Source organism: Diplocloster modestus (assembly GCF_019042245.1).
GTDB lineage: Bacteria > Bacillota > Clostridia > Lachnospirales > Lachnospiraceae > Diplocloster > Diplocloster modestus.
Genome location: NZ_JAHQCX010000022.1, coordinates 19850 through 45604 on the forward strand (window position 1 = coordinate 19850; position 25755 = coordinate 45604).

Here is a 25755-nt window from a genome sequence, read left to right on the forward strand (position 1 = left end):
AAGAAGTGAGCATAACTCATTAAGAAAGGTAAGATGTTACGCATGAAATTTATTATCGATATTGTAAAAGGTATTTTCGTGGGGGTAGCCAATATCATCCCCGGAGTCAGCGGCGGTACAATGGCGGTATCTATGGGAATCTATGACCGGCTGATCTCTTCCATTACAAATTTGTTCAAACAGTTTAAGAAGAGCGTGATCAGCCTGCTTCCCATCGGAATCGGCTGCGTCATCGGCCTGGTAGGTTTCACTTATGCGATCCAGTATCTGTTGGCTAATCAGCCGTTTCCCACTTGTCTGGCATTCATCGGTATGATTCTGGGCGGTGTACCGATCCTGGTCTCAAACCTGAAAAAGGGAATGCGCACCACACACACGAAGTTCGGGGCTGTCCAGGTCATTGCATTCCTTGTCCTGTTCGCGCTGGTTATTGTGATGCCTTTGATGAAAAGTGAAGGACAGTCGGCTTCCCTGACGGACCCCGGAGTCTTTACCATGATGAAACTGTTCCTGGTGGGTATCATCGCATCAGCGACCATGGTAATTCCCGGAGTCAGCGGCTCGCTGGTTCTGATGATCCTGGGATATTACTATGGGATTATTGATACGCTGAAAAGTTTTCTGGACTCACTGGCCGCTTTTGAGATGGACGGGATTCTCTCCGGATGTTTTGTGCTGATACCTTTTGGAATCGGGGTGCTGCTGGGGATCTTCCTGATTGCGAAGCTGATCGATTACCTGTTCCGCAAACACAGTGTGACCACCTATAGCGCGATTATGGGGCTTATCGTGGCGTCCCCTTTCGCTATCATATACAATGTCATGCAGGAAAGCGGTATGCGTATCACAGTTCTCAACACCATTGCTGGAGTAGTGCTGCTGGCGGCAGGCGCGGTCTTTACCTACATTATGGGTACTAAGGGTGAGGAATAAAGAGTACCTCAATAGGAAGTTTCGTTTATATTATATCCAAATAGAGAAATCCTTATATTTGAAAATACCGCTGCCGTGATGCAGCCTGCCTTCTACCTTCAACTGGGTGAAGGCATTTTTCATGTCCTGGATGAGAGCGGGCTGTACATTCAGATCGTGATGAGCCGGAAATACCTTTTTCACAGGAAGCACGGCGATCCTCTCGATGGAGGCCAGATAGGCGGCCGGGTCGGTTGAGGGATAATAAGCAAAAAGCGTATCCTTATAGACCAGATCGCCGGTAAAGAGATAGCCGCTGGCTTCCTCGTAGAAACACATATGTCCGGGAGAATGGCCCGGGGTATGTAATACCTGTATTGTTCGGTCTCCGATATCAATGAGATCCTGATCTTTTAATACCCTCACGGGAGTGCCCTGGAAAAATTCATAATTGTCCACGTTGAAATTTTCGGGAAGATCACAGCGCTCGACCACATAGGCTTTGATCTGTTCCACAGTCAGCGGAAATTCACCGGTAAGCCAATGAACCTCATCTTCATGGGCGTAGAATTCAGGAAAATACCGGTGGCCGCCGATGTGATCCCAGTGGATATGGGTAGCTACGGCTATAACAGGCTTAGCGGTTAATTTTATGACTTCTTCATAGATATTTTCAATGCCAAGTCCTGTATCAATCAGAAGACTGTGGGTACTTCCGTTCAGCAGATAGGCGTGGGTTTCTTCCCAGTGCCGGTATTCGCTGATAATATGTGTATCTTTATCGATGTGGTCAATGGTAAACCAATCACTCATTATAGATAGCCCCTTTTGTATGTGATTTTCCTTGAAAAGATTGTACCATATCTCCTGCACTCCGAAAAGATAATTGTCTGATTCATATTGCTGACCAGTATGATTTGCTATATACTGGTTGGCAGAGTGCGGCCTCCGGTTTAATCAATGGAGGAGAAGCCAGCCCCTTTTCTAATTTTCAGGAGGTCAGAAAAAGTATGGAAGAAAAGTATTATGAATCACAGGAGTTTGAAAATCTAAAATACAGAGAAGAAACTTTCCGGAAGTACCGGTTTGTGGACTGTTATTTTACCAACTGTACGTTTGAAGCATGCGTGCTCGTCCAGTCCTCATTTAACAGCTGTACATTCCACAAATGTACGATTACAAGCCTAAGAGCGTCTGATTACTCCCAGATTCAATACGTAGAATTTATGGATTGTAATCTGATCGGGGTACATTGGGAGGAGCTGCTGCCCGCAGGAAAGTTTGCAGAGCCGATCAAAAAACTGCAAACATGCCGATTGAAATACAATACTTTTGCCGATATGGACTTGAGAAAATTTGATTTTTCAGGACAGGACATCTCGGATTCCATGTTTGCGGAATGCCGGCTTATGGAGTGCAGCTTTAAAGGATGTAATCTTGATCGAACGGAATTCTTTAAATGCAATATGCAGAAGGCAGATTTCAGGCAGGCTTCGGGATACCAGATCGATGTACTGACAAATAAAATGAGTGGGGCCAGGTTTTCATTTCCGGAGGTGATGTCCCTTCTTGGCGGGCTGCATATAAACATAGACTAAATAAGCGGCTGAGTATTCTTTTTTTCTGTATTCGCTTGCACAGCAGTGTGGGCGGCTTCCTTGTTTTCCTCTGTGAATCCAATGAGAATCCGGGAGTTAAGGTTCTGCAGGTACGCGATGACCGCGTCGGTATCATGCTGACTGCGTTTGGGAGAGGTAGTCACGTGGCCGTCTTCGGTGATCAGATACAGGTGATAGGACATGGACTTTCTCAGCAGCGGCTTGTGTACTTTCAGATGCCGGTACACCCAGAGCATATGGTGAATCGGAAGAATGATGGTTCCCCGGTTGGACAGATCAAAAAAATAGTGCTCTGTTACATACATCTGGCCGGTGGCCAGTAACGGCTCGGTTTCCAGTTCCTGAACCGCCCTGGCCAGAGCGTTTTTGTCCTTACACAGCCGGCTGAGCCTGCGGGATACAGGGGCCAGCCTGGGACTGATCAGGTAGGCCAGATCAGTAATCAGAACGGCGGAGGCACTTAGAAAGCCAAGCAGAAGAAACAAGGTCAGGATCGAAGGAAATGGCAGATGGTAATCTGCCTCATCCAGGATCAGTGGACTGACTACCAGGGACAGATCCTGATAGGTCCAGCACAGATCTTCGGCCAGGTGTTCCAGCAGCTCTTTGTGACTCTGGTTCGGGCGAACGATTTTGGCGCGGATATTGAGCTCTGTGATGGGCGCAGTTAGATCCTGAACCGTATTGGGCGAGAGGATGACAATGAGACAGGTGTCATCCAAAAAGGTGTAGTAATAGGTTCCGTATATTTTGCCAAAACGTATGTAGTCGTAACCGGTATTGTGCAGATCCTTCAGGGAGATTTTGACATAGCGGTTATCGGAGGAATAGGCATTTTTCAAGGTTTGCACAGAATCAATCTGCATTGGCGTGTAGATGCCCTGGAATGGATTGTACTTCCAGGCGGCTGCCAATATCAGGATAAAGAGAATGGGGAAAATCAAATCCGACAGATAAAAACGCCGTATATTTTTATAGACTTTGTTTGTATTTTGCATTCGTTTCATATGGAATCCTTTAAGGCCTGATATGCCGGAGACGGTTTCTTTTGTAGCTGATCCGTAAATTCTATTCCAGTATACGGGATTTTGGAGAAAGAATCAACAGAAGAAAGAATCAACCTTGCTTTTCCATAGAAAACTTGATAGTATATCTAACAAAAGGTTGGTGGACAGAAAATGGAAGCGTATACGGGATTTGCCGGGGTGTATGACGAATTCATGGACAACGTGCCCTACGAAGAATGGAGTGCCTATCTGATCGAATTGTTAAAAGGACTGGGGATCGAAGACGGTCTGGTTCTGGACCTGGGCTGTGGTACCGGCAATATGACGGAATTGTTGGCAAGAGCCGGATACGACATGATCGGTGTGGATAACTCGGAAGAAATGCTGGAGATCGCCATGCATAAGAAAGAGCAGTCAGGACTGCCGATCTTATATCTGCTGCAGGATATGCAGGAGTTCGAGCTGTATGGAACGGTGCGGGCGGTGGTCAGTGTCTGCGATTCGTTGAACTACCTGCTTGACGAAGAGGACATGCTGAAAGTATTCCGCCTTGTGAATAATTATCTGGATCCGGGTGGATATTTTTTATTTGATTTGAACACTATTTATAAGTATGAACAGATGGGGGACTGCGTGATTGCGGAAAATAGGGAGCATTGCAGTTTTATCTGGGAGAATACCTATTATGAAGAGGAACGGATCAATGAATACGATCTGACTCTTTTTGTAGAGGGAGACCACTCGCTGTATCGCAAATATGAGGAGACACATTATCAGCGGGCATATGAGCTGGAGAAGGTAAAGGGGCTGCTTTTGGAGGCAGGCCTTCAGTTCGCTGGAGCTTATGAGGCGTTCACCGGGGAAGAACCGGGACCGGCCAGTGAGCGGATCTATGTGATCGCAAGGGAATGGGGAAAAAGATAGGAGAGTGGAAAATGGGAGATTATATTGTAAGAGCAATGGGAGCCCAGGGACAGATCCGGGCATTTGCCGCTACCACAAGGAATATGGTGGAAAAGGCCAGGCAGGCCCATAATACGAGCCCGGTGGCCACAGCGGCGCTGGGAAGGCTTTTGACGGCAGGAGCTATGATGGGCTGTATGATGAAAAGCAGGCAGGATGTTCTGACGCTTCAGATCCGCGGCGACGGCCCGCTTGGAGGGATCACCGTGACCGCAGACGCCATGGCCCGGGTCAAGGGTTATGTTCATGAGCCCTCCGTTCTTTTACATGCGAACCAGCAGGGGAAGCTGGATGTGGCGGGAGCCGTGGGACATGGATATCTTCGTGTCATAAAAGACATGGGATTGAAGGAACCGTATGTGGGAGAGGTGGACCTGCAGACCGGAGAGATCGCGGAGGATCTGACCTATTACTTTGCCACATCGGAGCAGGTGCCTTCCTCGGTGGGACTGGGCGTGCTGATGTCCAGAGATAATACGGTTAAACAAGCAGGAGGATTTATTCTGCAGCTGATGCCCTTTGCCGAGGAGCGGATCGTGGACGAGCTGGAATCGAATTTAAGACAGGTGCGGTCAGTTACCTCTCTTCTGGAAATGGGCTATTCCCCGGAAAAGATTCTGGAAAAGCTGCTGGGCGAGCTGGGAATGGAGACTACGGACCGTATTCCCACCAGTTTTTGCTGCAACTGCACAAAAGACCGGGTGTCCAAAGCCCTGATCAGCGTGGGAAAAAAGGACCTGCAGGAAATGATCGACGATGGAAAAGAGATCGAAGTAAACTGCCAGTTCTGTGGTAAGCATTACCAGTTCACGGTGGAAGAATTAAAAGATCTGAAAAACCAGGCAATGTAAGTAATAGATAACCGATAGATACAGCAGATTCAGGCAGAATTTCAGTTAAAATGCAGGAGGCGCAGCATGAAGCATGGATTTATAAAGATCGCCGCGGTCACGCCGGATATGAAGGTGGCGGACCCGGTCTACAATACCGACGTTATGATTGAAGAAATGAAACAGGCGGCACAAAAGGGTGCGAAGATCATCGTGTTTCCGGAGCTTGCCATCAGCGGTTACAGCTGTGAAGATCTGTTTTTGCAGGAACTGCTGCTGGAGGAATCCATGCGGCAGCTGTACCGCATGGCAAAGGAGACAGAAATCCTGGACGCGCTGGTGTTTACCGGGCTGCCCTTCCAGTTCCGGAACAGACTGTATAATGCGGCGGCTGTACTGCACAGAGGAAAGATTCTTGGTATCATACCAAAAAGAAATATACCGAATTATTCTGAATTTTATGAAGCCAGACATTTCACCGAAGGCCCGAAGGACCCGGAATTCGTGGAATGTAAGCAGGAACAGGTTCCCTTCGGCAGCCGGATCTTATTCGAATGTGAGGAGATGAAGGGGCTGTCTGTAGCGGCGGAGATCTGTGAGGATGTCTGGGTAGCGTCCCCCCCCAGTACGGAACACGCGCTGGCGGGAGCCACACTGATCGTGAACCTGTCTGCCAGCGACGAGGTGGTGGGCAAGGACACCTACCGTCAGGACCTGGCCAGGGGACAGTCCGCCAGGCTGCTGTGCGGATACGCCTATAGCAGCGCCGGTGACGGGGAATCCACTACGGATGTGGTATACAGCGGCCATAACCTGATCGCGGAAAATGGGATCGTGCTGGCGGAATCACCCCGCTTCTCTAACCAGACCATCTGGGCGGACCTGGATGTCCACCGGCTGATGAGTGAACGGCGGCGGCTGGGCACCTTCCAGCAGGAAGAAAATCTGAATTATGTCCGGGTAAAATTCCATTTGAAGGTGGAAGAAACCGCGCTGGTGCGCATGTTTGACGCGAATCCGTTTGTGCCTTCCAATAAGCAGGACAGGGACAAACGCTGCCAGGATATCCTTTCCATCCAGGCCGGAGGGCTGAAAAAGAGGCTGCTCCACACCAACTGTAAAAGCGCGGTTGTGGGAATCTCCGGTGGCCTGGATTCCACGCTGGCTCTTCTGGTGACCGTCCGTGCCTTCGACAGCTGCGGCCTGTCCCGGGACGGCATAACGGCGGTAACGATGCCTTGCTTTGGAACCACGGACCGGACCTACACGAATGCCTGTGAGCTGATCCGGTGTCTGGGGGCCGCGTTCCGGGAGATCGATATCCGGGAAGCGGTCAATATCCATTTCCGGGATATCGGCCAGGATCAGGAGCGGCATGATGTGACCTATGAAAATGCCCAGGCCAGGGAGCGGACCCAGATCCTGATGGATATTGCCAACCAGACGGGAGGCCTGGTGATCGGAACCGGGGACATGTCCGAGCTGGCCCTTGGGTGGGCCACCTATAACGGGGACCATATGTCCATGTATGGGGTCAATGCCTCCGTCCCCAAGACCCTGGTCCGCCATCTGGTCAGATATTATGCCGAAACCTGTGATAATGAAACGCTCTCGGCGATTCTGTACGATATACTGGACACGCCGGTCAGTCCGGAGCTGCTTCCGCCGGAGAACGGTAAGATCTCCCAAAAGACGGAAGACCTGGTGGGCCCCTATGAGCTCCATGATTTCTATCTCTACTATATGCTCCGATTCGGCTATGAGCCGGAGAAGATCTACCGCGTGGCCCAAAAGGCATTTGCCGGTATCTACGACAACGTTACGATTCTGAAATGGCTGAAAATATTTTACCGGAGATTTTTCTCCCAGCAGTTCAAGCGCTCCTGTATTCCGGACGGGCCCAAAGTGGGAAGTGTTGCGCTGTCGCCCAGGGGGGACTGGAGGATGCCAAGTGATGCCAGCGCGGCTTTGTGGCTTAAGCAGATCGAGGAGCTGGGATGAAAAGGATTCCCGCCCCCCCAGTCTGCCCCCGCACTGGCTTTACAGTAGCTTTGTTTTTGATTTATAGATTAATTTTTCTTAAAGCAGCCGCAGAATTTTTTGCAGACATTTTTGCATTTGCATCCCAGGGATTGTCTGAGAACTCTGAGGATGCCCCACATGCCGGATTCGATATCCCATTTCAGACTGCCTGAGCGGTAGAGATAGTCTCCGGGACAGGCAGCGCCTTCTGATAGTTCCATGTCAAATTTGTTTCCGATGCTGATACCTCCCTGCAGGGGGATGATTCGGGAGAATGGATCTTTGGGCTGCTCTTTCCATAGGTGGCCGTGGACGGCGAGCCCTACGTTTCTGGGCTTATCGGCAGGCATCATGGTGCGGAAGACGATACGGTCACCGGTGTAGGACTTGAAGATCGGGGTGGCGGGGTCGCCATGCACCTTGCTGCTGAATACCCTGGATATACGCCCGTCTTTTTTTAGCCGGTTGAAGAATCTCTCGGAACGGTAATTATACCCCTTTTCTCCGGTGTCTTCCGCATCCACAGGTTCTCCGGGATCTCCCGCCGCCGTCTGGATTAATTGGCCCTGGATATCCAACAATCGGATTCCGTTCTGTATAAATAATACAAATTCACGGAAGGTTTCCACTCCAGGCGCTGTGATTACCGCCTGTTCGTCATAAGTTCCTTTTGCCATGGAGAAATTGCGGTACCATCGGGAGGCCGGCGGTTCGACGATGATTGCTCCGAACAAGCCGTGGTATCTGTGGTTGCGCATATCTGCGAATGACTGGAGGATACAGGCGCCGTATTCCAGGTCTGCGTGCCAGAGGTATTTTATGCTCTCGCCCGGGCCTACGGTCTGTTCCCTGTTGTTATAGCCCACATTGATGCCGGAATCCGTTATGGGGTTGTATTTAAGAAACTGCGGATTTAAGGAGACTCTGTCGGACGGCTGGTGTTTCATGTCTAAAGGAACGATTGGATAATCGTAATACGGTATCGGCTTATCCGGGGAGAACAGATTGTGGAGAGTAACTTCCACCCAGTCTCCCGCATTTGCCCGAAGGATCAGCGGCTTTGGCTTTGATTTTCCCGAATAGATATGAGGAAGTTCTTCTACCGGCACAAATATCAGACCGTCCGGATCATGATCCCCGTAGCGGTTGTATAACAGGTCTGTCTGGACGGCGGCTATTTCGTATTTTCGTATCACTGCGTCTTTGCCGGGACAGGGGAGCAGAGGCAGGATCTGCGCCTTTCCCCTGCAAATGGGAAGCAGATCGTCCCTTACTTTATCATAGGCCCGGATGATTCCCCACAATCCCAGCCAGGCGTCGTCGATTCCACCAAAATAGTACAGATAATCACCGGCACCATAGGTTCTCTGGATTCTCAGATTAAATGCCTCGGAGATGCCGATCGTCTGGGAGGCGGCCAGGGGGGAATGGATATCCTGAATTTCTTTTTGCCAGGCCAGCCCGGTTATATTTAAGGAGTGCTGTTCTTCATGGGCTCCGTCCAGCAGCCGGATGATCATCTCGTCGCCGGGATAGGTCTGCAGAAGCGGAGTGGCAGGATCACCATGGACGTAAGAGCTGAAGATATAGGCAGGATCTCCGTGGCTTTTCAGCCGTTCTCTCATGGGTTCGGAGCGGTAATTGATTCCCATAACCCCGGGGTCATCGTGGGAGCCGGGGACCGCAGGCGGATTCAGGGGCTTTCCGTCTTTGTCGAACAAAAGGGCAAAGTCGTGGACAAACAGGGCGAATTCACGGAAGGAGGAACCATCCCTTCTGCGGATTACGGCCTGTGTCCCGAACTTTAATTCTTCGCCTGTGTGGATATCATGGAAAGTCGCGCCTGCTTCCTCCACGATAAGGGAGCCGAAGACACCATGCTGCTGGTGGCTGTTGGCGTACAGATGATCATGGAAGAACACGGCGCGCAGCTCTGTATTTGCGAAGAAACGTTCGATCAGCGTTTCATACCTGCGGGCGCCCGCGATATTGTTCCAGCCGTTTGCCGCCCCGTCCGATACGATAGTATCAAATTTTACCAGATGGATATGGTACCCCACGATATCGGTCAGGGTTTTTAACTGGAACGGGCTGGCTTCCAGATATTCCGGCAGCAAGTTGGTTAATCTGATTTCGATACAGTCCCCGTCGTTCGCCCGGATGACCAGAGGCTCTACCCGGATTTCCTGGTTTTCCACTTTCCGAATATAGGCGTCCAGCCCTCCGTGCAGCTCCAGCTCTTCCTTTAGTACAAAAAAACGTCCCTGGGGGTCGTGCCATCCATAATCGTTGTACGTGATTTTGGCCTGGATCACAGCTAGTTCAAACACCTTGACATTTTTTTCTCCCGAGCCGCATTTACCATCGGTATGGCAGGGGCATGTGTCTGTGTAGAGGGCACCGCTTTTGTAATCTTCCACAAAATTTTTCATTTCCAGAGGGGTCGGAAATATTTTATTGCTTCCGTCCGGATTCAGGATTCCAAGCGGAGGCTGTAAAGGCCTTTGGCCATACTGACCGTTGATATAATTTGGATAGCCGGGGTGATCCGGGTCAACCTCAGGTGGAGCCACCCTGTCTTTTAACGGCAGCAGAGGGGGAATGACCGTTCCGTCCGGCAGCTTTTGATTTCCGTCCTGAAGGCGGTCGTATATTCTCCAAAGGGTCCACATTCCTTCATGAAAATGCGGATACAGATGGCAGTGGAAGATAGCATCTCCGATCATTCCATTCAGGCTTCCGGCTCCATGCAGTATATCCAGAGTATAACACTCCTGAGGGCTGATGGAGATGGAGTCTATAATCGTTGAGCTTAGATTATCCCCTTCCAGTCTCCACTGGTGGTTATGAAGATGAAATACATGTGTTTCCTTCACTCCTCCATGAACCAGGCGGATCTTGGACGGATCGCCCACGTAGGATCTGAGGATGGGCGGCGCGGGGTCGCCGTACACCCAGGAACTCATGGATATATCTTCTCCCGTATCCGCATGGTCAACGCTTAGAGGCATGCGGTTCCGCATCGGCTCTGAACGGTAGCTGATTCCGGTTGTGGCGGAAGGGAGGCCTGTGTGCATATCTACGGGCTGCAGCCCATCCTTATTTTTCATCTCCAGCTCGTCGTGAAAAAATACTGCGTATTCCCGGAATGCCGGGAGTGACAGATGGTAGATATCCGCGAACAGTCCGCTCTCTATCGGCTGACCGGTCATAGGATCCAGCCATATCGATTCGGGGGCTTCCACGATAATAGCGCCAAACAGTCCATGAATGTTTGTGCCCTCCTCGCTGCTCCTGGTATCCCCCATATCACTGAACAGATAGACCCCTTCTTTCTGGGCATACCAGCAGTAATTGATTTCGTTTCCTGTAGTGCTGTCCGCATTCATCCCCACAAACGAGCCATCCGAGGACTGCACATCGTAGGATAGTCCCTGTACATGAATGGACAATTCCCTGTCCAGGGAATGGCGGAAGTGCACCCGGATCTCATCCCCCAGGTTGGCCCTCAGCACCAAAGGCCTGACCTCCTCGTACGGCTGGGGTACAGCCTGGTGAAAATTTTCCAGGGCTTTTCTCTGAATACGCCCTGCATCTTTTTGTAACACATATAATAATCCGTTGGGATCGTGATCCCCATATTTATTATAAACAATAGGAATTTCTATTGCCTCTATATAAAAAGTACGGACATTACACCTTTCGGGATAATGGAATAATTCCATACTCTACCTCCTAAATGGATTTGTTTTTTTAAAAGAAACTATTCCGGCCAAAGGCTCTTTGAACCCTGGCCTTACCATATCATATGCGGAAAATCCGATAACACCACCAAAAGACATTTGTGTATTTTTGGTGAACCATACGCTTATAGTGGACACCAAAACCGCCGTGCATTATAATTATATAAAAGAAGGATACCGGCCGGCCGTCAGGGTTCCGGCGGAACAATAAGATAAACGTAAAGGATAAAGGAGAGATCATGAATATTCTATTTTTTCTTACCCCGAAAAGTGAAGTGGCATACATAAATGAAGATGATTCCCTGCGACAGGTTCTGGAAAAAATGGAGCATCACCGCTATACGGCCATGCCCATAATCAATAAAAAAGGCGAATATGTAGGAACCATAACCGAGGGCGATCTGTTATTCTCCATCAAAAACGAGTATTCGCTGAATTTCAGGGATGCCCAGAAGATACCGGTTTCCAAAATCGTGCGCAGGCTGGACAATCTGCCAGTCCACATCGACTCCAATATAGAAGATCTTTTTTTAATTGCCACAAACCAGAACTTCGTGCCGGTAATCGACGACAACCACGTATTCATCGGCATCGTAACCAGAAAAGAAATTCTTCAGTTTTTCTATGAACAATGCCATAATCACAACATTACAAAAAGTGATTAATTCCTTACCGCAACAGCAGTCCGATCCTGTATTGGATACATATATTTTACATTTAACCCTGAATAAAACCAGTTACTGACAGGAAAACTAAAGGTGAAACTAAAAAGGGAAACAAAGAAGGAAAAAGAAAAAAGTATTGACAAGCCTAAATGTAACTATTATAATTACAGTATAAACTGAAAACAAATTAGTTACAGTAAGCCAAGAACGTAACAAGAAACGGAGGAAAAATAAATGTCAGCGATTACAATAACCGAAGAAAACATAGCCCAAAAAACGAAAGGCTCCCTACCCTTACTGGTTGATTTCTGGGCTCCCTGGTGCGGCTACTGCCGTGCTATCGCCCCCGCTGTGGAACAACTGGCCCAGGACTACCAATCCCGGCTCACAGTCGGCAAAATAAATATCGATGAACAGATGAAGATCGCCGAGAAATATCAGATCATGACCATCCCCACCTTAATACTTTTCCAAGACGGAAATGCAGGCGAACCTCTGGTCGCCCCCAAAAATCGAAGCCAAATAGAGACCTGGCTAAAAGACCAGGGCATACAGTTAAACTAACACACATAACAAAAGAAATAGGAGCATGCCGGCAACAAAGCCAGCCGCTCCTTTTTTTTACCATAAAACCCCAAAAGCACAATGGAACCATACCCCCAAGCGTTACTCCTCCGCTGCCGGGACTAAAGCCTTATTCAGCGCAGATGCAATAGCATCCATCAGCACGGTAGAAGTATACTGATTACTCTGCGAATATGTAATATCGTTCAGGGACTGTTTTTCGATAATCTGGTTTGCCAGATCATCTAAAGAAGGCTGTATGAGCGGATACATAGTGGTGACTGTTTCACTTAAGTTCTTTAGTTCAATGGAATTGATATGGTCTTCATCCACGACCACTTCAACATCAATGGCATTGTCATTCAATTTAATGGAAGATGAATAGACACCTGCGACATATTTTGAAGTAGGAGCGGCAGCCTCTTTGTTCCCCTTCCCCCCTTTACCGGGCAGGAACATAAAAATAAGCAGTAATATCAGAAGGATTCCCAGTACAACAAAGATACCTGTATAGATAACCTCCTTCATATGTAACACCACTATTTTTGTCTTAGAGCTCATGGAAGGCCCTCCTATCGTTTTCTTTTTACATCTTATTATGGAAAGAAGGAAAATATTCATTTCTCTTGAGAAAAAGCGGTTCATTATTTTGGAGATCGCCGAATCTCCCGGATATTTGGCCGGCCTGGTATACAACTTCGGGTTTTCACATATTCTAACAACGATTGCGGCTGTCTATTGTATATGATACAATGTATTTTAAATTTAGGAAGGAGGAGTATGTAATGTTTCATAATAAACCTCTGGCACAGATACTGGAACAGTTCCAGGCAGATCCGGGCAAAGGGCTGACCACAGCGGAGGCTGCCCTCCGAAGAGAAAAGTATGGGCCTAATAAACTGAAAGAGGGAAAGAAGAAAAGCCTGCTGCAGCTGTTTGTGGCCCAGTTAAACGATCCGCTGATCTATATTCTGCTGATCGCCGCGGTAATCTCCGGCTTTATGGGCGAGATCAACGATACGGTGATCATCAGCTTGGTGGTGGTGCTCAACGCGGTGATCGGTGTCTCACAGGAAGCCAGGGCTGAAAAATCCATGGAAGCCCTGCAGAAACTCTCGGCCCCCAAGGCGTATGTGGTAAGAGATGGGGAAATAAGAGAGATGGTATCGGAGGAGATCGTGCCGGGCGACATCGTCGTGCTGGACGCCGGCCGGTATATACCGTGTGATATCAGGCTGATCGAGACGGCGAATCTGCAGGTGGAAGAGTCGGCGCTTACCGGGGAGTCGGTTCCTGTGAACAAGGACGCAGGGCTTACACTCGCTGAGGATAATATCCCTCTGGGGGATATGAAGAATATGGCGTTCTCCTCCACCTTGATTACCAACGGCAGAGGTACCGGAGTAGCGGTGGCGACGGGAATGGACACCCAGATTGGCCATATTGCCAATATGCTGGGGGAAGCGGATGAGAAAACTCCGCTTCAGAAGAAGCTGGCAGAGATCGGTAAGCTTCTTGGAATCGTGGCTCTGATCGTGTGCGTGGCCATGTTCGGCATCGCCGTGCTGCAAAAAAGAGACCTGTTCCAGATGTTCATGACGGCCATTTCTCTGGCTGTGGCGGCGATCCCGGAAGGGATGCCGGCGATCGTCTCCATCGTGCTGGCCATGGGTGTCCAGCGCATGGTTAAGAAAAACGCGATTATCCGGAAGCTGCCTTCTGTGGAAACGCTGGGCGCGGTCAACTTTATCTGTTCGGATAAGACCGGGACGCTGACCCAGAACCGGATGACCGTTATGAAATGCTTCGTGAATCGGAAAATCATAGAGGAACCGCAGCTGTCTTCGGATGACCCGGCACAGCGTCTGCTGATCGAGAACCTGGTGCTCTGTTCCGATGCCACCTCAGGGCCTGAAGGAAGCACGGGAGATCCGACCGAGGTGGCGCTTATTGATCTGGGAAATAAGCACGGGATTCGGAAAGAAGATTGGAACGTAAAACATCAGAGGGTCAACGAGGCTCCGTTCGACTCAGACCGCAAGCTTATGTCCACAGTAAATGTCTATGGGGATCAATATTACGTTATGACAAAAGGAGCCACGGATCAGCTGATCAGGAAATCTGCCAGCGCTCTGGTGGACGGCCAGGTGGTTCCTATGACGGAAGCTTTGGCCGCGGAATTTATGGCCGCCGCGGATGCGTTTTCGGATCAGGCGCTCAGAGTGCTGGGGGCTGCCTATAAGGAAACGCAGCGGGAGGATCTCACGCAGGAAGAGATGGAGAGCGGACTTACATTCATCGGCCTGGCAGCCATGATCGACCCGCCGCGGATGGAAGTGAAGGATTCCATTGCCACCTGCTGTAATTCCGGCATTTCCACCGTGATGATTACCGGGGATCATCAGAAAACTGCCTTCGCCATAGCAAAAGAGCTGGGCATCGCTCACACCCAGGAGCAGGTTATGCCGGGTGTGGAACTGGATCAGTATACGGATGAGGAGCTGATCGAGCGGGTGAAGAATGTCCGGGTATTTGCCAGGGTATCTCCGGAACACAAGGTCCGGATCGTGAAGGCATTCAAAGGAAGCGGAAATATCGTGTCCATGACCGGAGACGGGGTGAATGACGCCCCATCCCTGAAGGCTGCCGATATCGGAGTGGCTATGGGGATCACGGGGACTGATGTGGCGAAGGGCGCTTCGGATATTATACTGACGGATGATAATTTTTCCACCATTGTCACAGCGGTGGAAGAGGGTCGTAATATATACGCAAATATCAAAAAATCTATCGTATTCCTGCTTTCCTGCAACATCGGTGAGATTATCGCGCTGTTCCTGGCTACTTTGATGGCGTGGATGACACCCCTGCAGTCCATCCATCTGCTGTGGGTGAATCTGATTACGGATACGCTGCCGGCGCTGTCCCTGGGTGTGGACCCGGGAGATCCGGATATTATGAAGGTGAAGCCCAGAGACCCCAAAGAGAGTTTGTTCCATGGAAGAAAGGTGTTCCTGATTCTGAACGGCGCGCTGATCGGGCTTATGACCCTGACGGCCTTTGCTATCGGAGCCATGCGTTATTCCGGAGAATGGAGCCTGCATGTGCTGCACATCGGTAACCTGTCCGGGGACACGCTGACCCATGCACAGACCATGGCTTTTGTGGTGCTGGCGGTTTCCCAGTTATTCCATTCGCTGAACTTAAGAAGTGAGACCAAGAGTATCTTCCAGGTGGGATTATTCTCCAATAAATATCTGGTCGGATCCATAATCCTAGGTATCCTGATACAATTTGTTGTGATCACAGTTCCTCCGCTCGCGGCTGCGTTTGATGTGTTCCACCTGACACATATCGACTGGATTTTTGTTTTGGGACTTTCGCTGGTGCCTGTAATTGTGAATGAAATTGTTAAAATATTTTTGCGGACAAAAAATAGAAAAAATTAATGAAAAGTAACAAAAAAGATGGAAATATATAGTATTTCCATCTTTTTTTGTAGGGAAATATGGCAAAAAAACAGGAGAAACCAATAAAAGGTTTGCTAGGGTGTTAATATTATGTTAAGATTATTTCGTAAAAATTAATAAGAGGAGAGGGAAAGATGAAAGACGACAAGCAATTCAAACCGTTTATACCAGCGGATCGAATATTGCCGGAAATGACAGTGACATCCGTTATTGTCGGTATCCTTCTGGCCGTATTATTCGGTGGTGCGAACGCGTACCTGGGTCTTCGTGTAGGTATGACTGTATCTGCTTCTATTCCGGCAGCGGTTATCTCTATGGGTATCATCCGGGTCATTATGCGGCGGAATTCCATTCTGGAGAACAATATGGTTCAGACCATCGGTTCAGCTGGTGAATCCGTTGCGGCAGGCGCTATCTTTACCTTACCGGTTTTGTTCATGTGGGCAGACGAGTGGAACGTCAGTGCTCCATCCTTGATCGAAATCGGACTGATCGCCTTAGTCGGCGGTGTGTTAGGCGTCCTGTTTATGGTACCGCTTCGGAAAGCGTTAATTGTTCAGGAGCATGGTACTCTGCCTTATCCCGAGGGTAAGGCCTGTGCGGAAGTATTACTGGCAGGAGAAGAAGGCGGAGCGAAAGCTTCCACCGTATTCGCAGGTCTTGGTATCGCCGCAGGTTACAAATTTATCGCTGACGGGTTAAAGATTTTCCCCAGCGAAGTGCACTATGAGATTACCCCTTACAAAGGCTCCGGTATTGGGATGGACGTGCTTCCGGCTCTGGCAGGTGTTGGTTATATCTGCGGACCCAAGATTTCTTCCTATCTGCTGGCCGGCGGTTGTGTTGCATGGCTGGTTCTGATGCCTTTGATCGCGCTGTTTGGCGGGGATGCGATTCTTTATCCGGGATCAAAAGCGATCAGTGAGATGGGATCCTTTGATATCTGGGGCAGCTATATCCGCTACATAGGTGCCGGTGCAGTTGCGGCTGGTGGAATTATGAGCCTGATCAAGTCTCTGCCGATGATCGTTACTACCTTCAAAGACGCCATGAAAGGCTATGGCAAGGGGAAAGGTGACAGCAATCTGCGTACGGATCAGGATCTGCCGACAGCCGGCGTATTAATCGCAGCGCTGGTAGTGGCAGTTGTTATCTGGCTGCTTCCTCCTGTCCCGGTGAATCTGCTGGGCGCATTTATTATCGTTATTTTCGGTTTCTTCTTTGCGACCGTGTCCTCCCGTATGGTGGGCCTGATCGGAAGCAGCAATAACCCGGTATCCGGTATGGCGATCGCGACGCTTCTGTTTTCCGCGATTATTATGCGTTCGACCAGCGGAACGGGACACAGCAGTTATACGGCGGTTATAGCTATCGGCGCGATCATCTGTATCATCGCAGCGATTGCCGGTGATACATCTCAGGATTTGAAAACCGGTTACATCGTAGGTGCTACGCCCAGGAAACAGCAGATTGGTGAGCTGATCGGCGTGGTTGCATCCGCGGTAGCCATTGGCGCGATTCTGTACCTGTTTAACGCAGCGTGGCAATATGGAACGACCGAACTGCCGGCACCCCAGGCCATGCTGATGAAGATGGTTGTGGAAGGCGTTATGAATGCGAACCTGCCGTGGGTACTGGTATTTGCAGGTGTATTTATCGCAATCGTGGTGGAGATCCTGGGTATCCCGGTGCTGCCCTTCGCTGTCGGGCTGTATCTGCCGATCCATCTGAGTACACCGATGATGGTTGGCGGTCTGGTACGTCTGTTCCTGGAGAAGAGGAAGAAAGGCGATTCCGAGACGAAGAAGAATATGGTGAACAACGGCGTCCTGTACTCTTCCGGCTTGATCGCTGGAGAGGGACTGATCGGAATCCTGCTGGCGGTATTCGCTGTCATCAAGATTAACGGGAAATCCCTTGGGGATATTATCAATCTTTCAGAGAAATTTAATCTGGGCAACATAGGCGGTTTAGTCTTTTTCGCTCTGATTATTATCAGCATTTTGGCATTTACCCTCTGGAAAAAAGAGAAAGCCAGCAAGAATTAATTGCCTGGGATCATGCTGTCTGAACCAGGTGATACTGCCTAATATAGGTAATGCTGTCTGATACAGGTAACAGCGCCGAATATAGGTAAAACAGGAAATTATTATACATTGTTTTGTATTTTCCTCCCATACTATAATGAAACGGACAATGAGTGCCAATTCATAAAGGATGGGGATTGAGATATGAAACAGGAAAAAAGTTTTAAACCATTTGTCCCCGCGGAACGGGTACTGCCGGAATTTACGGTGGCGTCGATCGTCATCGGAATCCTGTTGGCAGTGGTCTTCGGCGGGGCAAATGCTTATCTTGGCCTTCGAGTGGGAATGACGGTGTCGGCATCGATACCAGCCGCCGTTATCGCTATGGGTGTTATCCGGGTGATTCTGCGCAAGGATTCCATACTCGAGAGCAATATGGTACAGACAATCGGTTCAGCCGGTGAATCTGTGGCGGCGGGCGCGATTTTTACCCTGCCGGTATTATTTATGTGGGCAGAGCAGTGGGAGACCCTGCCTCCGTCCTTTTGGACCATTTCGATTATCGCGTTATTCGGAGGAGTCCTGGGAATCTTATTCATGGTACCGCTGCGGCGGGCTCTGATTGTTCAGGAACATGGTGTTCTTCCGTATCCGGAGGGAACCGCCTGTGCAGAGGTCCTGCTGGCGGGAGAAGAGGGCGGTTCCAAAGCCTCCACAGTGTTCGCGGGACTTGGAATAGCAGCCGCTTACAAATTCGCGGCGGATGGGCTGAAGCTGTTTCCCAGCGAGGTTCACTATGAGTTAAACTCCTATAAGGGAAGCGGGGCAGGCGTAGACGTACTGCCGGCGCTCGTTGGAGTGGGTTATATCTGCGGACCGAAGATCTCCTCCTATATGCTGGCGGGCGGAGTCCTGGCCTGGTTTGTGCTGATGCCGCTGTTGAGCTTTTTCGGGCAGGACGCAGTCCTCTTTCCGGGGACGGACCCCATTAGCTCCATGGATTCCTTTACGATCTGGACCAAATACATCCGATACATCGGGGCGGGCGCAGTAGCGGCCGGTGGGATCTTAAGCCTGATCAAATCCCTTCCTCTGATCGTCCGGACCTTCGGTCAGGCGCTGAAGGGATATGGAAAAGGAGAGGCCAGTATGCTGCGCACGGATAAGGACTTGCCTATGAAAGGGATTCTGCTGGTGATTCTGGCTATGGCGGTCCTGATCTGGCTGTTGCCGGCGTTCCCGGTCAATCTGTTGGGAGCGGTTCTGATCGTGGTGTTTGGTTTCTTCTTCGCAACGGTATCCTCCAGAATGGTAGGACTGGTCGGCAGCAGCAACAATCCGGTCTCCGGAATGGCGATCGCCACGCTATTGTTTTCCACGATGGCTTTAAAGGCCACCGGATCCACCGGTCAGGCAGGTATGATCGGCGCGATCGCCATCGGTTCCATTATCTGTATGATCGCGGCCATCGCCGGAGATACCTCCCAGGACTTAAAGACCGGATATATCCTGGGCGCCACGCCCAGAAGGCAGCAGATCGGGGAACTGATCGGTGTCGGGGCCTCTGCGGTTACCATCGGCGGTGTGTTATATCTGCTCCACTCGGCGTGGGGATACGGGTCCACCCAGCTGCCGGCGCCCCAGGCCACACTGATGAAGATGGTGGTCGAAGGCGTAATGGAAGGGAATCTACCGTGGGTGCTGGTATTTGCGGGTGCCGGAATCGCCATCGTGGCGGAGATCTTACGGATGCCGGTACTGCCTTTTGCCGTGGGCCTGTATCTGCCGGTTCACTTAAGCGCCGGGATCATGGCAGGCGGTCTTGTACGATTATATTTTGAAAAGAAAAAGCATCTTCCGGAAGGACACAAAAAGGGAATGATTGAACGCGGTGTGCTGTACTGTTCCGGCCTGATCGCCGGAGAGGGGCTTGTGGGTATCCTGTTGGCCGTGCTGGCCATCGTTCCCATCGGCGCAGTGACACTTGGTGATAAAATAGATCTGTCCGAAATCCTGAATCTGGGAAATATCGGAGGACTGGCAGCGTTTGCGCTGTTGATCGGGTCACTGTTCCTGTTCGCAAAGCGGAAGGCGAAATAGACAAAGGATGTGAGAGCATGTCAAAAAAGACAGTATTGCCCGGAAACTATATGGACTACGTGCCCATGAAAAATCCGGAGTACAAATGGGAAACCAATGAGAAAGGGCGGGTGGTGATCGACGAGCCCAACGAGGGTTTCTTCAACCACATAGCCCAGAAATTTTTCCGCCGGCCCAAAGTAAGCCACATACAGCTGGATGCCTATGGGAGTTTTGTCTGGCTGCAGATCGACGGAAAGAACACGGTCTATGACATCTCGGAGCTTGTTCAGGCTGAGTTCGGCAAGAAAGCGGAGCCGCTGCTGAACCGGCTGGTAGAATTCTTCCGGATATTAAAGTTCCATCATTTTATCATCTACAAAAATGATTGAGAAGCGGAAAACTGAATTCAGGAACGGAGCCTCTGAACCGGGAACGTGTGATGCGTTCCCGGTTCAGAGGTTTTTGCCGTCGGCTGTGGTCAAAATAACCATGGACATTTTCATCAGAAATTATTAAACTAAGATAAGGCGTCACCCTGGCGGTGCTCATGGAAGATAGGAGAGCAAATAACTTACGGAATATTCTATTCTATAAAAGACAGAGAAGGAGCATAAAATGAGATTACAAATAGCGCTGGATATGGTATCGATGGAAGAAGCATTGGGAATGGCGGAAAAAATACACGATATTATCGATATCGTAGAGATTGGAACACCGATGATCATCAAGTACGGGATGCAGCCGGTGAGGTGTATGAAGGAGAGTTTTCCCCAGCTGACGGTTCTGGCAGACACCAAAATCGCCGATGGAGGTGAAATTGAGGCCCGCTATGCCATCGAGGCCGGTGCGGATATCGTGACCGTTCTGGCCGCTGCCGCCGACAATACGATAACAGCAGCAAAGAACGTGGTCCATAAGGCCGGAAAAGAACTATATGTGGATCTGCTGGGTGTTCCTGATCTCATTCAAAGATCCAAAGAGCTGGAGGCGATGGGCGTCGATTATATCGGCGTACATACCGCCGTAGATGTGCAGCAGTCCGGAATAACGCCGTTTAACGACCTGAAGAAATTATCAGAGACAGTCTGTAATACCAGGATAGCGGCCGCAGGAGGTATCACTCAGGACACACTCCCGTTAGCTATGTTCAGCCATCCTGACGTGATTATAGCCGGAGGAGCGCTGACAACCGCCCCCGACCTTCGGGCGGCCGTTCTTGCATTTAAACGCAGAATAATAACAGATCAGAACCGGCTTTAAATCCGGCCGCTTTCAAGAAATTCATAAATTAGAAAGAATTATCACCCCGGAAATTAAGAAATAACTAAGGAAGTAATACGAAAAAATACAAAGAGAACGGATATAATAAGGGCATACCGAAATAAAGGAGGATGCCCCAATGACATCGAGTGAGGAATTAAAAAAAAGGACAAATATAAAGGCCAGAAGAAAACACAGGCGCAGAAGAAGGGCCCGGACAAACCTGCTGAAATTCGTGCTCCTCACCGGGCTGCTGATTCTAGTGGTATTTGGACTTCACTATGGTGTGAAAAATATAGGGAACAAATTCAAAGAATGGCGGCAGCCATATCTGACTGAAAATTCACAGCCTCCCGACGGCAGTCTGTCCGTCAATGTCTCCTCCATGGATATCGACAATTCACTCCTGCAGCAGTTACAAACAATGGATCTGCCCTCTTCCCAGCTCAAGCAAATCACCAGTCATATCGAAGACTATCCCGAAAGAATGCTGGAAGCTCTGACCAAAAATGAAGAGCTGCTGGATTACGTACTTGCCTATCCGGAAAACAAGGACCTTATGGAAAATGATCAGCCCATCGATCTTAAAAATGACTGGGAAGAGGGCAAAATTCCGCTTTTCCTCCAGTGGGATTCCAGATGGGGATACCATTCCTATGGTACAGAAGGTCTCATTGGACTGGACGGCTGCGGACCCACTTGTCTGTCCATGGTCATCGTCGGATTAACCCTGGACCTGCAGAAGAATCCCCAGGCTATAGCATCCTTCAGTGAGGATAACGGATACCTGGACCCAGCCGCCGGGACCACCTGGGCGCTTATGACCACAGGCGCCAGGCAGCTGGGGATCCAGGCAGAAGAAATCCGTCTGGATGAGTCCGTTATGAAAAATGAACTTTCCCAAGGGCATCCCATCATCTGCAGTATGCGGCCGGGAGACTTTACCACCACCGGGCATTTTATCGTATTAACCGGTTACCGGGACGGGGAATTCACAGTCAATGACCCAAACAGCCGAAGCCGCAGCTCCAGGACTTGGTCTTATTCTGAGCTGAGTTATCAGATTAAAAATCTTTGGGCGTTTTCCCTGTGAGGAAGGGGAGACTGTCCGAAAACCAAATAAGTTAATTTTACTAAGGTCCGGGAAGAGATGAGCCGCCCGGTTCCAAGGCCCCGCCGCGTTCCTCTCTTCCCTGCGTTGGTGAATTATGCCATATATCCACTTTTGACCGTAATCAGATAATACTGTGTTCCTGGGATTCGTTCGTAGAGCCTGAGAGTATAGCCAGACTGATCGATGCTTTTGTGAACAGCCTTAATTTAAAAAAATATGAAGGAAAAGAAATGGCAAAAGAGGGCAGGCCGCCCTATGATCCAAGGGGAATGTATAAGCTGTATATATATGGTAACCGAAAAGGAATTCGTTCCTCACGAAAACTGGCGGAAAGTTGCAAAGTCAATCTGGAAGTGAAATGGATGATAGGCGGTGTGGAGCCGGACTTTCGTACCATAGCCGATTTTCCTGGAAAAAATGCCCCAGAGGATGTGCCTGTCGGAGCATCCGTTTGGAACGATAAAAAGAGCGATGGGAGCCAGCCACTTTCTGTTAAGAGGATTGCGGAAGGTGGCAGGAGAATTTGCGCTCTTTTGTCTGGGATATAATATAGAAAGAGCGAAAAACCTTCTGGGATTTAAAAAAATGATGGAATTGATGGCAGAACATAAGCTTCTTTTCTTAAAGTGCGGGTAAATTTGTTTTCGGACATTGCAGGTCTGAAGGGGGTGTGCTAGAATGAAGTCAGAACTTATATATGGAAGCTTAGCCCTTGAACCCGGAGACAGGCAGCGATAAACATTAGATGTATCGTGGTTGGTCCGGGACATTTTATGCAATGAACCTGGATGTTTTGGAAGACGGGAGTGGTATGCGGGGTTAGGAATGTGTTTGCTTGGTTAACTTGATTTGTACAATGGAACGTAGCTTAAGGGAGGAATATGAAGTGAAAGAAATATGGACCATGGGGGAGACGATCTGTGAGATTATGCGGCCGGAGGTAGATATGCCTCTTGAGCGGACCGGCGAATTCACAGGACCTTTCCCATCCGGAGCACCGGCTATTTTTGCCGATACTGTGGCTAAGATGGGATATGTCAGCGGAATTATCGGCAGAGTCGGAGCGGATGAATTCGGCGTCTGCATCCGGAAACGCCTGGAGGAGGACCGGGTCAATTGCTCCTTGCTGTCGACGGATCCGATCTTGTCAACCGGTGTAGCCTTTGTCTCCTATGATCGGAACGGAGAGCGGAAGTTTATCTTCCATATGGGTAATTCCGCTGCCGGAAACCTGAGTGTTCCAAAGAAACTGCCGGAGAATGTGGGGCTTTTCCATATTATGGGCTGCAGTCTGACCTCGTCAAAGAAAATGGCGGAGAGCATACTACAGACCATGAAAGCCCTGTACGAAGCAGGTGCCGTGATCACTTTTGATCCCAATGTGCGGATTGAGATCCTGAAAGAAATAGATTTAATGTCCAGCGTCCTGCCCATTCTGGAGTATAGTTCTGTATTCATGCCGGGCCTTCATGAACTTTTAACGATTTTCGAGACAGAATCAATGGATCAAGCGATCGACCAAGTTTTCCAATATCCCAATATAAAGGTCCTCGTCCTAAAACAAGGGAAAAAAGGCGCTCAGATCATAACCCGGGAATCTCATTTTGACATCCCGATCTGCAAAGTCCGCGCCAAAGACCCCACCGGTGCCGGAGACAGCTTCGATGCGGCCTTCCTTTGCGGCTACTTAAGCGGCCTTCCCCTTGAAACCTGCGCCAGACAGGCATCCGCGGCGGCAGCCCTGAATACAGCCGCCTTCGGCCCCATGGAAGGGATCATCACTCCTGGTCGTGTATCCGACCTGATCCACCAAAATTACGAAGTGCGATCAATATAAGGGATGAATCTCAAATACAAAATGTGATCATTATAAGAAATTATCTCAAATGTAGCCTTCCCAGTTCTGTAGAACATATGAAAACAGGCCTTTACCAGAGCGGGGATGAGAGGGAAGCGGCGGGGGATGGCGGAGCCGGGCGGAAAAACTCGTGAGGCAGCATCGCTTGAGGCCGGGCCTTAGAGCGGGTTGTGCAGATGATGGGAGAACCTCTCAGGGACTGGAACACTGTCCGAGCCCCCAACCAAAAATTTCAGTCCCCCCCGTTGCAGAGGGTAAACACGTATGTTAAAATAAGACAGATAAATAAATTCAGGAAGGAATCCATTATGAAGCTATTGATAAAGCAAGGAAGAATTCTGGACCCGGCGACAGGCACCGATGGTATCTATGATATGCTGATAGAAGACGGAAAGATTAAGGAAGTTTCTGAAAACGTCCGGTCAACAGCAGATGCCACAGTAAATGCGGCGGGTTGTTTTGTGATGCCAGGCTTTATTGACCTGCACGTACATCTGAGGGAACCGGGGCTGACCCATAAGGAAACGATTATGACCGGCCAGAGAGCCGCGGCCCGGGGAGGATTTACCACGATCTGCGCGATGCCTAATACGAAACCGGTGATCGATAACCCAGACCGTGCCAGCTTTGTGCATAATAAAGCGCGTCATACAGGTAAGGTGCGGGTGTACCAGATCGGAGCTGTGACGCAAGGACAGGCCGGGGAGAAACTGTCCGATATCGAGGGAATGGTCCGGGCAGGTGTGCCGGCCATCAGTGAGGACGGTAAATCGGTGATGAATGCAGGACTCTATGAGGAGGCTATGAAGATCGCAGCTGCTCTTGGAATTCCGGTATTTGCCCATTGCGAGGATATCACCATGGTGAAAGGCGGAGTGATTAACGCGGATAAGAAGGCGAATGAACTGTGCCTGCCGGGAATCACGAATGCGGTGGAGGACGTGATCGTGGCAAGGGATATTCTGCTGGCCAAGTCCACGGGAGTGAAGCTGCATCTGTGCCATTGCTCTACCAGGGACAGCGTTCAGATGGTTCGCCAGGCGAAGGAAGCTGGTATTCCCGTAACCGCAGAGGTGTGCCCCCATCACTTTACTCTTACGTCCGGGGATATTCCGGGCTATGACTCGAATTATAAAATGAATCCTCCGCTTCGATCGCGGGAGGATGTGGATGCTTTGATCGAGGGACTGGCGGATGGCACGCTGGATGTGATCGCTACAGACCACGCGCCCCATGCGGAAAATGAAAAATCCAAGTCCATGCTAAAAGCACCGTTTGGTATCGTAGGGCTTGAGACTGCTGCTGCTTTAACTTATTCGGAATTGGTGGACAAGGGGTTTTTGACGCCGCTTCAGATGGCTGAGAAGATGAGTTATCAGCCGGCACGGGTTCTGAATATAGAGAGGGGAACACTGGCAGAAGGCAGCACGGCGGACCTGGTGATTTTTGACCCGGAAGCGGAGTATACCATTGACGCGGAACGGTTTGAGTCAAAAGGAAAGAATACGCCGTTCCATGGCAGAAAAGTAAAGGGCAGGGTGGTTTATACGGTTATAGAAGGGGAAATCGTCTATTCCCTGGAGGATGAGGTTTCCATTTAAAACTCATCCGGACAGACG

General features: G+C 49.8%; 21 protein-coding genes. 17 read left to right on the forward strand and 4 right to left on the reverse strand.

The window, feature by feature from the left end:
• The first annotated feature begins 42 nt into the window (after positions 1-42).
• Positions 43-933, forward strand: coding sequence for a DUF368 domain-containing protein (locus tag KTH90_RS22010; RefSeq protein ID WP_238727485.1), 891 nt, complete (start codon positions 43-45; stop codon positions 931-933).
• 30 nt (positions 934-963) lie between these two features.
• Here the strand turns inward: KTH90_RS22010 and KTH90_RS22015 are convergent, their stop codons facing one another.
• Positions 964-1725, reverse strand: a complete 762-nt coding sequence (locus KTH90_RS22015; RefSeq protein ID WP_158351992.1) for an MBL fold metallo-hydrolase — start codon at positions 1723-1725, stop codon at positions 964-966.
• A 197-nt stretch (positions 1726-1922) separates the two neighbouring features.
• Here KTH90_RS22015 and KTH90_RS22020 point away from each other — a divergent pair, with 197 nt between their 5' ends.
• The gene (locus tag KTH90_RS22020) at positions 1923-2510 is read left to right on the forward strand and encodes a pentapeptide repeat-containing protein (RefSeq protein WP_238727486.1); all 588 of its coding nucleotides are present in this window, start codon (positions 1923-1925) and stop codon (positions 2508-2510) included.
• On the opposite strand, the gene KTH90_RS22025 is transcribed toward KTH90_RS22020, so the two are convergent.
• Positions 2507-3538 carry a DUF6709 family protein gene (locus KTH90_RS22025; RefSeq protein ID WP_238727487.1) on the reverse strand — a complete coding sequence of 344 codons (1032 nt, stop codon included), beginning with the start codon at positions 3536-3538 and terminating at the stop codon, positions 2507-2509. The two genes, KTH90_RS22020 and KTH90_RS22025, sit on opposite strands and share 4 nt — an antisense overlap.
• Positions 3539-3709: 171 nt before the next feature.
• Between KTH90_RS22025 and KTH90_RS22030 the strand changes: the two genes are divergently transcribed.
• From KTH90_RS22030 to KTH90_RS22040, 3 genes are all read left to right on the forward strand, one after another.
• A complete protein-coding gene (locus KTH90_RS22030; RefSeq protein ID WP_238727488.1) occupies positions 3710-4462 on the forward strand; it encodes a class I SAM-dependent DNA methyltransferase in 753 nt (250 codons plus the stop codon).
• Positions 4463-4473: 11 nt separating this feature from the next.
• Positions 4474-5352 carry an Hsp33 family molecular chaperone HslO gene (gene hslO, locus KTH90_RS22035; protein WP_238727489.1) on the forward strand — a complete coding sequence of 293 codons (879 nt, stop codon included), beginning with the start codon at positions 4474-4476 and terminating at the stop codon, positions 5350-5352.
• A gap of 66 nt (positions 5353-5418) precedes the next feature.
• The gene (locus KTH90_RS22040) at positions 5419-7332 is read left to right on the forward strand and encodes an NAD(+) synthase (RefSeq protein WP_238727490.1); all 1914 of its coding nucleotides are present in this window, start codon (positions 5419-5421) and stop codon (positions 7330-7332) included.
• Positions 7333-7400: 68 nt separating this feature from the next.
• Here KTH90_RS22040 and KTH90_RS22045 read toward each other — a convergent pair whose 3' ends face one another.
• Positions 7401-11078, reverse strand: a complete 3678-nt coding sequence (locus KTH90_RS22045) for a multicopper oxidase domain-containing protein (RefSeq protein ID WP_238727491.1) — start codon at positions 11076-11078, stop codon at positions 7401-7403.
• A 257-nt stretch (positions 11079-11335) separates the two neighbouring features.
• Between KTH90_RS22045 and KTH90_RS22050 the strand changes: the two genes are divergently transcribed.
• Together KTH90_RS22050 and trxA are read left to right on the forward strand one after the other, a co-directional pair.
• Positions 11336-11761, forward strand: a complete 426-nt coding sequence (locus KTH90_RS22050) for a CBS domain-containing protein (RefSeq protein WP_158351979.1) — start codon at positions 11336-11338, stop codon at positions 11759-11761.
• Between the two features lie 234 nt (positions 11762-11995).
• Positions 11996-12325: a thioredoxin gene (trxA, locus tag KTH90_RS22055; protein WP_158351977.1), complete on the forward strand. Its 330-nt coding sequence runs from the start codon at positions 11996-11998 to the stop codon at positions 12323-12325.
• 102 nt (positions 12326-12427) lie between these two features.
• Here trxA and KTH90_RS22060 read toward each other — a convergent pair whose 3' ends face one another.
• Positions 12428-12886: an FMN-binding protein gene (locus KTH90_RS22060; RefSeq protein ID WP_158351975.1), complete on the reverse strand. Its 459-nt coding sequence runs from the start codon at positions 12884-12886 to the stop codon at positions 12428-12430.
• A gap of 224 nt (positions 12887-13110) precedes the next feature.
• Between KTH90_RS22060 and KTH90_RS22065 the strand changes: the two genes are divergently transcribed.
• The 10 genes from KTH90_RS22065 to KTH90_RS22105 all read left to right on the forward strand — a co-directional run bounded on the left by KTH90_RS22065 (position 13111) and on the right by KTH90_RS22105 (position 25737).
• Positions 13111-15774, forward strand: a complete 2664-nt coding sequence (locus KTH90_RS22065; RefSeq protein ID WP_158351973.1) for a cation-translocating P-type ATPase — start codon at positions 13111-13113, stop codon at positions 15772-15774.
• Between the two features lie 155 nt (positions 15775-15929).
• Entirely contained in the window at positions 15930-17843 is a 1914-nt protein-coding gene (locus tag KTH90_RS22070; RefSeq protein WP_158351972.1) for an OPT family oligopeptide transporter, read from the forward strand.
• 183 nt (positions 17844-18026) lie between these two features.
• Positions 18027-19922 carry an OPT family oligopeptide transporter gene (locus KTH90_RS22075; protein ID WP_158351970.1) on the forward strand — a complete coding sequence of 632 codons (1896 nt, stop codon included), beginning with the start codon at positions 18027-18029 and terminating at the stop codon, positions 19920-19922.
• 17 nt (positions 19923-19939) lie between these two features.
• The gene (locus KTH90_RS22080; RefSeq protein ID WP_158351968.1) at positions 19940-20293 is read left to right on the forward strand and encodes a PqqD family protein; all 354 of its coding nucleotides are present in this window, start codon (positions 19940-19942) and stop codon (positions 20291-20293) included.
• Between the two features lie 226 nt (positions 20294-20519).
• Entirely contained in the window at positions 20520-21164 is a 645-nt protein-coding gene (gene hxlA / locus KTH90_RS22085) for a 3-hexulose-6-phosphate synthase (RefSeq protein WP_158351966.1), read from the forward strand.
• A 139-nt stretch (positions 21165-21303) separates the two neighbouring features.
• Positions 21304-22257: a C39 family peptidase gene (locus KTH90_RS22090; RefSeq protein ID WP_238727492.1), complete on the forward strand. Its 954-nt coding sequence runs from the start codon at positions 21304-21306 to the stop codon at positions 22255-22257.
• A 251-nt stretch (positions 22258-22508) separates the two neighbouring features.
• Positions 22509-22826 (forward strand): transposase, encoded by a 318-nt coding sequence (locus tag KTH90_RS25375; RefSeq protein WP_275061469.1) that lies wholly within the window; start codon positions 22509-22511, stop codon positions 22824-22826.
• On the forward strand, positions 22750-22914 hold the full coding sequence (locus tag KTH90_RS25535; protein ID WP_408626304.1) for a hypothetical protein: 165 nt from the start codon (positions 22750-22752) through the stop codon (positions 22912-22914). Before KTH90_RS25375 ends, KTH90_RS25535 begins: the two co-directional genes overlap by 77 nt.
• A gap of 250 nt (positions 22915-23164) precedes the next feature.
• Positions 23165-24115, forward strand: coding sequence for a sugar kinase (locus KTH90_RS22100; RefSeq protein WP_238727494.1), 951 nt, complete (start codon positions 23165-23167; stop codon positions 24113-24115).
• A gap of 329 nt (positions 24116-24444) precedes the next feature.
• The gene (locus KTH90_RS22105; RefSeq protein ID WP_158351961.1) at positions 24445-25737 is read left to right on the forward strand and encodes a dihydroorotase; all 1293 of its coding nucleotides are present in this window, start codon (positions 24445-24447) and stop codon (positions 25735-25737) included.
• The last annotated feature ends 18 nt before the right edge of the window (positions 25738-25755 follow it).

Coding starts and splice junctions, on each gene's coding strand:
- KTH90_RS22010 (WP_238727485.1), top strand. CDS start 43: ATGAAATTTATTATCGATATTGTAAAAGGTATTTTCGTGGGGGTAGCC.
- KTH90_RS22015 (WP_158351992.1), bottom strand. CDS start 1,725: ATGAGTGATTGGTTTACCATTGACCACATCGATAAAGATACACATATT.
- KTH90_RS22020 (WP_238727486.1), top strand. CDS start 1,923: ATGGAAGAAAAGTATTATGAATCACAGGAGTTTGAAAATCTAAAATAC.
- KTH90_RS22025 (WP_238727487.1), bottom strand. CDS start 3,538: ATGAAACGAATGCAAAATACAAACAAAGTCTATAAAAATATACGGCGT.
- KTH90_RS22030 (WP_238727488.1), top strand. CDS start 3,710: ATGGAAGCGTATACGGGATTTGCCGGGGTGTATGACGAATTCATGGAC.
- hslO (WP_238727489.1), top strand. CDS start 4,474: ATGGGAGATTATATTGTAAGAGCAATGGGAGCCCAGGGACAGATCCGG.
- KTH90_RS22040 (WP_238727490.1), top strand. CDS start 5,419: ATGAAGCATGGATTTATAAAGATCGCCGCGGTCACGCCGGATATGAAG.
- KTH90_RS22045 (WP_238727491.1), bottom strand. CDS start 11,078: ATGGAATTATTCCATTATCCCGAAAGGTGTAATGTCCGTACTTTTTAT.
- KTH90_RS22050 (WP_158351979.1), top strand. CDS start 11,336: ATGAATATTCTATTTTTTCTTACCCCGAAAAGTGAAGTGGCATACATA.
- trxA (WP_158351977.1), top strand. CDS start 11,996: ATGTCAGCGATTACAATAACCGAAGAAAACATAGCCCAAAAAACGAAA.
- KTH90_RS22060 (WP_158351975.1), bottom strand. CDS start 12,886: ATGAGCTCTAAGACAAAAATAGTGGTGTTACATATGAAGGAGGTTATC.
- KTH90_RS22065 (WP_158351973.1), top strand. CDS start 13,111: ATGTTTCATAATAAACCTCTGGCACAGATACTGGAACAGTTCCAGGCA.
- KTH90_RS22070 (WP_158351972.1), top strand. CDS start 15,930: ATGAAAGACGACAAGCAATTCAAACCGTTTATACCAGCGGATCGAATA.
- KTH90_RS22075 (WP_158351970.1), top strand. CDS start 18,027: ATGAAACAGGAAAAAAGTTTTAAACCATTTGTCCCCGCGGAACGGGTA.
- KTH90_RS22080 (WP_158351968.1), top strand. CDS start 19,940: ATGTCAAAAAAGACAGTATTGCCCGGAAACTATATGGACTACGTGCCC.
- hxlA (WP_158351966.1), top strand. CDS start 20,520: ATGAGATTACAAATAGCGCTGGATATGGTATCGATGGAAGAAGCATTG.
- KTH90_RS22090 (WP_238727492.1), top strand. CDS start 21,304: ATGACATCGAGTGAGGAATTAAAAAAAAGGACAAATATAAAGGCCAGA.
- KTH90_RS25375 (WP_275061469.1), top strand. CDS start 22,509: ATGGCAAAAGAGGGCAGGCCGCCCTATGATCCAAGGGGAATGTATAAG.
- KTH90_RS25535 (WP_408626304.1), top strand. CDS start 22,750: ATGGGAGCCAGCCACTTTCTGTTAAGAGGATTGCGGAAGGTGGCAGGA.
- KTH90_RS22105 (WP_158351961.1), top strand. CDS start 24,445: ATGAAGCTATTGATAAAGCAAGGAAGAATTCTGGACCCGGCGACAGGC.